The organism is Planktotalea sp. (assembly GCF_039984035.1).
GTDB lineage: Bacteria > Pseudomonadota > Alphaproteobacteria > Rhodobacterales > Rhodobacteraceae > Planktotalea.
On record NZ_JBDWVM010000165.1, the window covers coordinates 1 to 10,407 of the forward strand.

Below are 10,407 nucleotides of genomic sequence, written 5' to 3' on the forward strand. Positions count from 1 at the left end.
ACCCTTCCCGATGATCTTGAGAATAGTCTAGCGGCGTTGCTCTAGAACGTTTTGGGCTTTCCTGTTCGTTTCGGGGTATTAGCCCGCAAACGGATGCGCTTGCGAGATTGTGCACGGGCGGTGTCTGGATCGCAGACTAAATCGACGGCAAGGTATTCTTATCTTGTAGCCGTTGATCCGCTTCAAACTGGCTAAGAAAAACCTGACCCGACAACTCGGTTAGGAAAGGCGAGCGCTTTAACCGATCCATGACTGGTCCTTTTACCTCGCTGAGATGCAACAAAACGCCTGCATCTTTAAGTCTCAGATTGATATGATGGAGGCTCTCTAAAGCTGAGGCATCAATCGAATTTACAGCCGAGCACATAAGAATCACGTCACGAATTTCAGGCCGCCCCGAGATCGTTTCGTTCACTGTATCCTCAAGGAAACGGGCGTTCGGAAAATAAAGGCTTTCGTCAATGCGGATCGACAGGACACTGGGGAAGGTCTCCACATCGTGACGCTTGATATTACGGTAGTGTTCGGTTTCAGGAACGCGCCCGACGATAGCGACGTGGGGGCGGGACGTTCTGGCTAGAAACAAGATAAGAGACAAAAGTACGCCAATGGTTATGCCGATTTCGACGCCAAATATAAGAGTGCCGATGATCGTACCCAGCATGGCTGCAAAGTCTGATTTTGAATAAAGCCATGTGCGTTTGATCGTTTCGACATCAATGAGCGTCAAGACCGCGACGATGATTGTCGCGGCGAGTGTCGCTTTGGGAAGTAAAAACAGCAGCGGGGTTAGGAATAGTGTCGCAATGGCGATGCCAATTGCGGTCAGCGCCCCAGCTGCGGGAGTACGTGCGCCAGCATCAAAGTTAACGATGGAGCGCGAAAACCCACCCGTCACAGGGAATCCGCCAGAAGCGGCGGCGCCGACATTGGCGGCGCCCATTGCGATCAGTTCCTGATCCGGATCAATCCGTTCGCGCCGCTTGGCCGCAAGTGTTTGAGCGACAGAAATGGTTTCGACATAGCCGACGATACCGATCATTAAGGCGGGTAGGAAAAGCATGCTCCAAAGCTCTGTGTTGAAGGCAGGAAGCGCCGGTGTGGGCAAACCGCGTGGAATGTCACCGACGATAGCGACGCCTGCGGATTGCAATTCAAGCGCCCACACAGCTACCGTAGTTGCAATGACGGCCACGACAGGCGCAGCTTTAGACGCGCTGCCTGCCATTTGCTTGGAAAAACCGATCTGCATAAGCTTCGGTGTCAGGCGATGGCGAGACCAGACCAGAAATCCGATTGCGGCAGCTCCGATCGCCATCGTCGCAAGATTGGCGTTTGGTAAGCCAGAAATCAGGCTAGTGATTTGTTCGATCAGGTTGTGCCCATGGATATCGATCCCAAAGATATGTTTCATCTGGCTGATAGCAATGATCGCAGCACTTGCTGTGATGAAACCCGAAATCACAGGGTGACTTAGGAAGTTGGCGAGAAAGCCCAGCCGCGCGATGCCCATGACGATCAATATGATCCCTGAGATTAGCGCAAGGACGATGGCAGCGCCTAGATACTCTGGCGTGCCTTGTGTCATTAGCTCGCCAACGGCTGAGGCGGTCATTAAGGACGTTACCGCCACAGGCCCGACGGCCAGAGTCATGGACGTTCCAAAAACAGTGTAGATCACCAAGGGCGCAATTGATGCGTAAAGCCCAATTTCAGGCGGTAGTCCTGCCAGTAGAGCGTAAGCCAATGATTGCGGGATCAACATGATCGTCACAATAACTGCAGCAATAGCATCGGCAGAAAACGCTTCTCTATTGTAATTGGGTGCCCATTTCAGGATTGGAAAATACCGCGAGAACATCGCAAGCCTCATTTGATTAAGTTGGAAAGCAAAGGGCGTTTGTTGTTCGCACGTCCTTGGTGTCGTTAATTTGTAGCCAGATGGTTAGGTCGGCGCCGAAACTTGCGCGAAAACATTGGCTGCACGTGCTCCGGAGCGGCAATAGGCGCAGACCTTGATGTTCGGTTTCGACATCAACTGTGCGAGGTCTTTGGCCTGAGTTTCAAATGCCTCGCCCGGAGCGAACGGGTGATAGTGAAAGGACAGACCCAGTGCGGCGCAGGCCTTAGCAACGCGCGTTGAGATTGTCTCACTCGGGTGTTCATGATCGGGGCGATAACAAATGACATCTGTAAATCCGCCCTGAGCAAGAACCCTAAGATCATGTTCGGTAATCTGCGGGGAGACGCTGAAATTATCCGACAAATGCGTAAGGTCCATCATGCCGCCTCGCTGGAAAAGAAGCGAAGGCGCTTGGTTGGAACAGCGATCAACATGCCGCATATCATCGCAATCGCAAATACGATGCCTTGCCATCCAGCGAACGACAATGCCGCAAAGGACGGGCCTGGACATAGGCCTGCAAGACCCCAGCCTGCGCCAAAAATGGCTGAGCCAATGGCCAGATCTCTGGTGATCTTTTGCTCTGCTCTCGCGGGAATGGGGGTGCCAACCCATGCTGTCTTGCGGCGTTCGGCAATTTGCCACGCCGCTGCCATCGGTAGAATGGCGCCGCCCAATACAAATGCCAACGTCGGATCCCAGTCCCCGAAAATATCGAGCCACCCTTGGACACGATTGGTGTCGACCATGCCAGAAATCAAAAGTCCGAGCCCAAAGAGGCTACCGCTTGTGAATGAAATTAACCCACGCATTAGATCACTCCCAGAATGTGTTTAAAGACAAGGACGCTCAGCCCGCCTGCCAAAAGGTAAAAAACGGTTGCTGCGATACCGCGAAGTGAGAGGCGTGAGATACCGCACACCCCGTGTCCGCTTGTGCAGCCATTGGCCAAACGTGCGCCCAGTCCAACCAAAACACCTGCAACAATCAGAATGACAGGATCGGAGGTGATGTTGGTCTCTGCTGTTTTTCCACTGAAGGTTAACGCCAGCCATGGAGCTGCGATAAGGCCCGCAATGAACAACACGCGATCTCGTAGTGTTGAGCGTCCTGAACCGTCTACAAGCCCGCCGATAATGCCACTTGCCCCCATGACGCGCCCGTTCCCAAGAAGGTAAACAGCGCCTGCAAGGCCAATGACCAACCCACCAAGGGCGCCATATATAAAACTTTGTTCAATCATGATTTAGATCCTGTTCACTGGAACTTTGAGATAGACGTTCCCGTCCTCTTCGCTGGGGGGCATGTTGCCTGCGCGCATATTCACCTGAAGCGAGGGCACGATCAGTCGCGGCATTGACAATTCGGCGTCCCGCTGCGTTCGAAGGGCGACGAAGTCTTTTTCAGCGCGGCCTTGCCCAACGTGTTTGTTCAGCGACTTTTGCTCACCAATCGTGGTTTCCCACGCGAATTCATCGCGGCCGGGTGCCTTGTAATCATGTCCAACGAAAACGCGCGTCGCATCTGGCAGCGCAAAAAGCTTCTGCACCGAAGCGTAAAGCATTTCAGCCGAGCCACCCGGGAAATCAACACGTGCAGTGCCAAAGTCTGGCATAAAGAGCGTGTCACCGACGAAGGCGGCATCCCCGATCACATATGTAAGGCAGGCAGGCGTATGTCCCGGGGTGTGCAGAACGGACGCGGTGAGTGCGCCAATCTCAAACGTATCTCCTTCGATGAACAGCCGGTCGAACTGGCTACCATCGCGTTGAAATTCGCTACCTTCGTTGAATACCTTGCCGAATGTATCTTGGACAACGGTGATGTTTTCGCCAATCCCGATCTTGCCGCCAAGCTTTTCCTGTAGATAGGGGGCTGCGCTCAGGTGGTCCGCGTGCACATGGGTTTCAAGAACCCAATCAACCTGCAAACCGTTGTTTTGCACAAATTCAATAATTTCATCGGCTGAGTGAAAATCCGTTCGGCCCGACGCATAGTCAAAATCCAAAACGGAATCGATGATGGCACAGTGGCGCGTCTCGGGGTCGGTAACCACGAAAGAGGCTGTATTCGTAACTTCGTCGAAGAAGGGTGTCACGTCTGGTGTCATGAGGGATCTCCAATTGTATGGCACAAGACATATTAAGATTATATAATATGTCAATGTGTCTGGAGAGAATATATTTGAAAAGTTGAATATATTAAATTCGACGTTATGTTTGTGATGTGAAATGAAGGCCAGATCACTATGGATACGAAAACCAATTTACCACTGGATGCATTGTTCGCGTTCACCGAAAACAATGTTGAGGCTCCGGATCAGGCTGCGAAGTTTTTGAAGTCTCTGGCGCATCGTGACAGGTTAAAGGTGCTTTGCGTCCTACTCGACAAAGAGCTTTCGGTGGCCGAGATCGAAGCTCGAGTTGGAGCGAGCCAATCTGCTATCTCGCAGCACCTTGGGCGGCTCAGGGATGAAGGCATCGTGGCGGGGCGCCGCGATGGCCGTCAAATTTTGTATTCGATTGCCGATCCTACGGTGCGTGATCTCATCGAAGTCCTCTACGCAAGGTTTTGCGCCTAAAAGACGTTGTTTCTCGGTCGCTTAGGCGAGGTGATTCCTCTGTCTGCAATAGGTGCATTGCTAAAGAAAACTTAGAATCATTCATGTCAGCCTGTCGTTTTGCAGACCAACAGACGGCTCCGAGCGTGCGGGAAAGGCGTATCTAGAGTCACCGAAAGTCGAGACATTCTATCCCTTGGGGTAGCTGTTTCTACAAATGCCCCGAGAGCTATGCCTCTGGGGCAAAGCCACACGGCCAAAGTGTCATTACTCCTTGGACATCTTCACAGCGGGTCGCCCGAAAGACCCAGGAAAGGAACATGACATGACACAGGTTAAGAACATTATTGTGGTTGGTGGCGACGGTTTTTGCGGTTGGCCCACAGCACTTCATCTGTCCCAACTGGGACACAACATCACAATCGTAGACAATATGTCTCGCCGTGAAATCGACGAAAAACTGGGTGCAGATAGCTTGACGCCGATCGCTTCTATGGCTGATCGCCTTGCTGCTTGGAAAGAGCACACAGGCCGAACAATTGAATTTGAAAACATCGATGTTGCCCGTGATTTTGAGGCCGTCACAGACCTGCTGGCCTCTGTTAAACCCGATACAGTTATTCACTTTGGTGAACAGCGCGCTGCGCCATATTCAATGAAGGGTGTGGGCGAGAAGCGCTACACTGTCGACAACAATATCTCAGGTACACACAATCTGCTGGCTGCATCTGTCGATCTGGGCCTTGATCCGCACTTTGTGCACCTCGGTACGATGGGCGTTTATGGCTACGACGACGATGGCCTCGAAATCCCAGAAGGATATCTACCAGTCTACGTTCCAGGCGATGACAAGCAGATCATGAAGCGCGATATCCTGTATCCGACCAACCCGGGCAGCGTTTATCACATGACGAAGTCCATGGATCAGCTGTTGTTCCAATTCTACGCCAAGAACGATCACTTGCGGATCACGGATTTGCACCAAGGTATCGTATGGGGCACGCAAACAGACGAAACACGTCTGGATGAACGTCTCATCAACCGTTTTGACTACGACGGTGACTACGGTACTGTTTTGAACCGTTTCTTGATGCAGGCGGCAGTGGGTCACCCGTTGACAGTGCATGGAACTGGCGGACAGACACGTGCATTCATTCACATTCAGGATACTGTAAAATGCCTTGCGATTGCGGTGGAAAACCCACCTGCAAAAGGCAGCAAAGTCGCAATCTTGAACCAAATGACAGAGACCCACACGGTGCGCACGCTGGCCCATTTGGTGGCGAACGTGTCCGGCGCGACTGTCGCGAACGTGGATAACCCGCGCAATGAAGCTGCGGAAAACGATCTGCGTGTGTCCAACAAGACTTTCCTGTCTTTGGGCTTGAAACCAGTCACCTTGGCAGAAGGGTTGATCGAGGAAACACAGCAAATCGCAGCAAAATATGCGGACCGCTGTATCCACGACATGATCCCGTGTGTGTCCACTTGGACAGACCGCCAAAACCCTGGCGTCGTAATGCTAGAGGTTCGCAAAGCGGGCTAACCCCATGAAATCAGGGTCGCCGAACCAGCGTGAAGGTGGGTTCGGCGTCCTCGGATATTTCAGCATCAGATTACGGTGAACAGTATGCGCATGATTGGCATTGGGCTTTTAGGTTTTCTTTTCGCAGGCATCGCCCTCCTGCTTTCAACAATGAACATTCTTGAACGTGGCGAGCGTTACGTTCGAGAAATAACAGATGGCCCCCAATTGGTTTTTGAACACAGAACACCAGCCTTAGCGCAAGACCCGCATGAGGCAAAGATTCTGCGAACCAACCCAGACCATCCTGTCATTCTTTCCGGTTTGCCTGCCTACCAGAGCGTTGCATTCAACCTGCCAGTTGATGCACGCCCTACGTCTGGATACCTTCAAATCGATGCAACATCTCAAGTCCTCGAGGGTGTGGAAGGGGTGCTGCGCATTTCCATCCGCAATACTCGTCGCGCAGAGATGTTGCTGCATTCAGGCGAGGCAGGTCGTTCCTTGCAAATTCCGCTTTCACCGGAGGATTTTGCAGGGGATCAACTGGTCGTTTCTTTCTCTTTGAAAGGGACCGGTCCTCATACTCAGTGCGGTCCGCAAGATGGTGTAGAAGCCGTCGTAGAGATTGAAACGACCAGCGCTATTTACGTGACGCTGGATCAACCACAGCAAAGTCCGCGCGACCAAATTTACAGCTGGGGAAATGTCGCACGCGTCGCTTGGCCTGAATGGCTGCAGCAAGACGAGCAATTGCGCCGTTTGGTCCTTGCGACCCAATTCCAACGTCGTGGGTTAACAGCGCATTTTGCACCTTCGAACCTATCAGAAGAGGGATTGACTACAAACGAGCTGCGCGCGGCCTTTTCTGCCATGCCTGCACCTGAAGTTAAGGTGCTCAAAACGGGTCAACTGGCCGAAGAGGGAGCCAACGCAGGGCTGCGTCGGTTTCACCGTCAAGTGGTTTGGCGTGACGGGTTCGATCTGGTCGGGCATTCCAAACAGCCTATGCCCAGTCAATTGGACTTACATCTTCTCTTTGGTCGTCTGATCGAAGGTCAGAATTGGACATTGACCGTAACGCTAAACAAGCGCTTGGTTTTCCATGATCAAGTTGATGGGGCGCAGACGAACTTCCACGCTCTGATTGATCTTCCCGCGACTATCCAAGCTGGCAGCAATGCTCTTGAAGTCGTCGCAACAAGCACGAACGCCGTGAATGGAATTTGTGACCAGGGCCCAGAACTGATCGCAGAAATGTTGCCTCAGACGCGTCTCATTGCGAGCGAAACCCCTTTTGCGGATGCGATGTCCGAATTGCAGGACACTCTCCGATCCGTCGGGCCAGTGAATGTTGATATGACGTCTACTTTGTCTGCGATTGATGCTGATGCTGCGATCCAGCTGTTGGACCACGTCATACCGGTTGGAACGGAACTCAAGGCGGCAGGGGCGAAAACCCATGTCACTGTTTTGGGCCGCGATCACAAGACGCTGCCATTGCCCGATGTCGGGCGCGCATGGTTCGTCACACGTGATGCCTCCGGTGAGGGCTTGGCTGTCACTAAATGGACGACAGGCGATGCCCTTCCGCACACTGATCTTGCAATATTGGTGACGCCAGACACCTCCACTTTTGAGGAGGCGGAGGGATGAGCGAGCTTGAGGATAAACGCGAACACATCAACTTCATCTCTGTTGACAGTGCGCCAAAACGTTTTGCTGGTCCGGTCTCGGAATGGCAGGCTCCAAAAATGCTGGCGCTTTTTACCGTAATCGCTGCCGCGCAACTCTGGATCGTTAACACCGACTTGGTTTCGAACATCTTCCCCAATCGGGACTACGTTTTCTCGGTCCATTCGGGACGCCACGCAATTGCGATCCGTATTTTTCTGATTTCCTTCTTTGTCTCCTTCGCAGCGTTCAGCTCTGGGAACATCAAAGTGCGCACATTGTTTGCGTTGGATCTGACGCTTACATTTCTGGTCGGTTGCGCGATTTTTGATCTCGCCAATGTGTTGGCTGAAACGGGGTTAGGAACATCATTCTCTCTACATTTCAGTGCGATTGCCTCAGGTTTATTCGGCTTTGCGGTTTATTCTTTCAAACTCTTAGAGCGCGGATTTATGCCAGCGCGCATTCGCATCGAACATATCCCTGTCAGCCAAATGCGCGCCCTTTTGCGTCTCGGGGTCACAATCGCGATTGCTGCGGGTATTTCAATTTGGATTGGCAGCATGAAATTACATGCTGTCGAAGTTATGCGCAGTTGGTCGCTCCTAGGCGGTATTGGGCCTGGTGTGTTCTTGTTCCTACCAGTGCTTTTTGCGCAGCTTTATGGATTGGCGATCTACGATGTCTTGACCGCGAAAAAGCAGAATTTCAAACCTGCTGTTTCTGTCATCGTGCCTGCGCATAATGAGAGCTACATCATCAAAGATACGATCAATGCGATGGACCGCGCAGCTGCGCACTATGGCGGCGATGTGCATATCCTGATCATGAACAATAACTCTACCGACAACACGGAAGAGATTGCGCGCGAAACTCTGAAGGCCTGCAAGGCCGCAAAGGGTCGTGTGATCAACGTCCCAAAACCCGGAAAATCTAATGCGCTTAACGCAGGTCTAGAGGCTTGTGAGACGGAATTCCTCGTGAGGGTCGATGCGGATACATTGGTGGGCGAAGATAACTTTAGTCGCGCCATGCCCTATTTCACCGATCCAGCCGTTGGCGTGGTCGGTGGCGTCCCAGTTCCACCGGGCGGTGCCTTGTTTGATCGCGCGCGCCTTCTCGAAGTTTTGGTGAAACACGGTTTTTATTCAGTTGCGATGGGCGCGGTGAATGGTGTCGTAGGCATTCCGGGGATGTTCGTTGTCTACCGCAGTCACCACCCAAAATACTTGGGCGGGTTCGTCGAAGGCATGAATGGCGAAGACACCGATATTTCCCTGCGCATCGGCGAGCTCGGGTTCCACTCTGTCGTAGATCCTAAAATTCGCTACGTCTCAGAGGTGCCATCGTCCTATAGCCACATGCGCGAGCAACGGATGCGTTGGTTCCGCTCGGTCTACCATATCTCTTCGCGTTGCCGTGATCTGATTTATGGCCCGAATTTGACCCTGCGCGGCAAGGTCATTCTTCCCTATATGCTGATCAACTCAGCCCGCCGCGCAATGCTGGTGCCTTTGATCATCTTTGGCTGTCTCGAATGGGGACTGGCCTTCAATGAAAACTCCCCGATTGTTTGGCAATCCATCGTCGCGGTGACCACTGGTGCTCCCGCGATTATGGCGGTGGTTGCTTCGCTTTTGAACGGTGTCCCTCGCGGTCTTCTCGCTTTGCCGGAGTATCTGATCTTTCGAGTGTTGCGTTCTTATTTCACGCTGGAATCCATGCTGAGCATCTTGATCGATGTGGAGGCCGAGGACCTCGAGCGCGTGATCCGCTTCGACATCGTTCCCAATAAACCAACCCGCGTGGCCTAATTGCTGCGCATCCACTCACTGAAACTGAAAGGTCTAACGAAATGCCCAGACACATTTATGGGACGATAGAAGAAGAAACGATTGCGGGTGCAAATGGCCCCGATCGTATTCACGCAAAAGACGGGAACGACACGATCCATGCAGGCAATAGTGCAGACAATGTTCATGCCCAAGGCGGCGATGATATTGTTTACGGCGCCTCAGGCGGAGACACCCTGCGCGGCGGGTCTGGAAACGATCAAATTTTCGGTGAATCGGGTCAGGATCGCTTGTTTGGCGGCAGCGGCGATGATGTCATCCAAGGTGGTGACACAGGCAGTGGTCAAAGCGAAGGTTCTGGAGGCGGTGGCATCGACGACCGACTTTGGGGCGGCGCTGGCAATGACATTATGTCAGGCGGCTCAGGAAACGATCAACTTTACGGCGGCATCGGTTCTGACCTAATGGCAGGCGATAGCGGATCGGACAATATGTTCGGCGGTGCAGATAACGACACGCTTCTTGGTGGAACTGGTAATGATAAACTGGTGGGTTCCGCAGGAAACGACAGCCTTGAAGGTGGTCAAGGAAGTGACCGGCTCTTTGGTGGCGCAGGCGCAGACGATCTGAATGGCGGGCAGGGGCATGATGCCTTGTTCGGTGGCAGCGGCGCGGATGTCATGTCTGGCCTAGGCGGGCATGACCGTCTTTACGGTGGAGAGGGCGATGACATTCAGTCAGGCGGCCTTGGGGATGACAAACTGTACGGCGCCGACGGCGCGGATACATTGGATGGCGGCGCTGGCGCGGATTCGCTTTGGGGCGGCCAACAGGACGATGTTCTCAATGGCGGTGCGGGTAACGACCGTTTGGCTGGAAATTCTGGTAATGACGAATTGAACGGTGGTTCAGGCGCTGACATTTTGTTTGGACGTGCCGACAACGATCAACT

Annotated in this window: 10 protein-coding genes; 5 read left to right on the plus strand and 5 right to left on the minus strand. The window is 52.9% G+C overall.

Going from position 1 to position 10,407, the window contains the following annotated elements; genetic code table 11:
• Positions 1 to 136: 136 nt before the first annotated feature.
• The 5 genes from sulP to ABJQ89_RS07430 form a co-directional block, all read right to left on the minus strand.
• Entirely contained in the window at positions 137 to 1,861 is a 1,725-nt protein-coding gene (gene sulP / locus ABJQ89_RS07410; RefSeq protein WP_348495617.1) for a sulfate permease, read from the minus strand.
• A gap of 84 nt (positions 1,862 to 1,945) precedes the next feature.
• Positions 1,946 to 2,284, minus strand: coding sequence for a sulfur transferase domain-containing protein (locus ABJQ89_RS07415; RefSeq protein ID WP_348495618.1), 339 nt, complete (start codon positions 2,282 to 2,284; stop codon positions 1,946 to 1,948).
• Positions 2,281 to 2,715 carry a DUF6691 family protein gene (locus ABJQ89_RS07420; protein WP_348495619.1) on the minus strand — a complete coding sequence of 145 codons (435 nt, stop codon included), beginning with the start codon at positions 2,713 to 2,715 and terminating at the stop codon, positions 2,281 to 2,283. Before ABJQ89_RS07420 ends, ABJQ89_RS07415 begins: the two co-directional genes overlap by 4 nt.
• Complete coding sequence (locus ABJQ89_RS07425) at positions 2,715 to 3,143, minus strand: YeeE/YedE thiosulfate transporter family protein (RefSeq protein WP_348495626.1); 429 nt, start codon at positions 3,141 to 3,143, stop codon at positions 2,715 to 2,717. Before ABJQ89_RS07425 ends, ABJQ89_RS07420 begins: the two co-directional genes overlap by 1 nt.
• Positions 3,144 to 3,149: 6 nt before the next feature.
• Positions 3,150 to 4,013 (minus strand): MBL fold metallo-hydrolase, encoded by an 864-nt coding sequence (locus ABJQ89_RS07430; RefSeq protein ID WP_348495620.1) that lies wholly within the window; start codon positions 4,011 to 4,013, stop codon positions 3,150 to 3,152.
• Positions 4,014 to 4,151: 138 nt separating this feature from the next.
• Between ABJQ89_RS07430 and ABJQ89_RS07435 the strand changes: the two genes are divergently transcribed.
• The 5 genes from ABJQ89_RS07435 to ABJQ89_RS07455 form a co-directional block, all read left to right on the plus strand.
• Positions 4,152 to 4,484: a metalloregulator ArsR/SmtB family transcription factor gene (locus ABJQ89_RS07435; protein WP_348495621.1), complete on the plus strand. Its 333-nt coding sequence runs from the start codon at positions 4,152 to 4,154 to the stop codon at positions 4,482 to 4,484.
• Positions 4,485 to 4,788: 304 nt separating this feature from the next.
• Positions 4,789 to 6,009 (plus strand): NAD-dependent epimerase/dehydratase family protein, encoded by a 1,221-nt coding sequence (locus tag ABJQ89_RS07440; protein ID WP_348495622.1) that lies wholly within the window; start codon positions 4,789 to 4,791, stop codon positions 6,007 to 6,009.
• An 84-nt stretch (positions 6,010 to 6,093) separates the two neighbouring features.
• Complete coding sequence (locus ABJQ89_RS07445) at positions 6,094 to 7,644, plus strand: hypothetical protein (protein ID WP_348495623.1); 1,551 nt, start codon at positions 6,094 to 6,096, stop codon at positions 7,642 to 7,644.
• Positions 7,641 to 9,476: a glycosyltransferase gene (locus ABJQ89_RS07450; protein WP_348495624.1), complete on the plus strand. Its 1,836-nt coding sequence runs from the start codon at positions 7,641 to 7,643 to the stop codon at positions 9,474 to 9,476. The genes ABJQ89_RS07445 and ABJQ89_RS07450 overlap by 4 nt, the downstream gene beginning before the upstream one ends.
• 41 nt (positions 9,477 to 9,517) lie before the next feature.
• Positions 9,518 to 10,407: calcium-binding protein (locus ABJQ89_RS07455; RefSeq protein WP_348495625.1), on the plus strand; the 890-nt coding region annotated here is incomplete at its 3' end.

Coding starts and splice junctions, on each gene's coding strand:
- ABJQ89_RS07435 (WP_348495621.1), top strand. CDS start 4,152: ATGGATACGAAAACCAATTTACCACTGGATGCATTGTTCGCGTTCACC.
- sulP (WP_348495617.1), bottom strand. CDS start 1,861: ATGTTCTCGCGGTATTTTCCAATCCTGAAATGGGCACCCAATTACAAT.
- ABJQ89_RS07445 (WP_348495623.1), top strand. CDS start 6,094: ATGCGCATGATTGGCATTGGGCTTTTAGGTTTTCTTTTCGCAGGCATC.
- ABJQ89_RS07415 (WP_348495618.1), bottom strand. CDS start 2,284: ATGATGGACCTTACGCATTTGTCGGATAATTTCAGCGTCTCCCCGCAG.
- ABJQ89_RS07440 (WP_348495622.1), top strand. CDS start 4,789: ATGACACAGGTTAAGAACATTATTGTGGTTGGTGGCGACGGTTTTTGC.
- ABJQ89_RS07430 (WP_348495620.1), bottom strand. CDS start 4,013: ATGACACCAGACGTGACACCCTTCTTCGACGAAGTTACGAATACAGCC.
- ABJQ89_RS07450 (WP_348495624.1), top strand. CDS start 7,641: ATGAGCGAGCTTGAGGATAAACGCGAACACATCAACTTCATCTCTGTT.
- ABJQ89_RS07420 (WP_348495619.1), bottom strand. CDS start 2,715: ATGCGTGGGTTAATTTCATTCACAAGCGGTAGCCTCTTTGGGCTCGGA.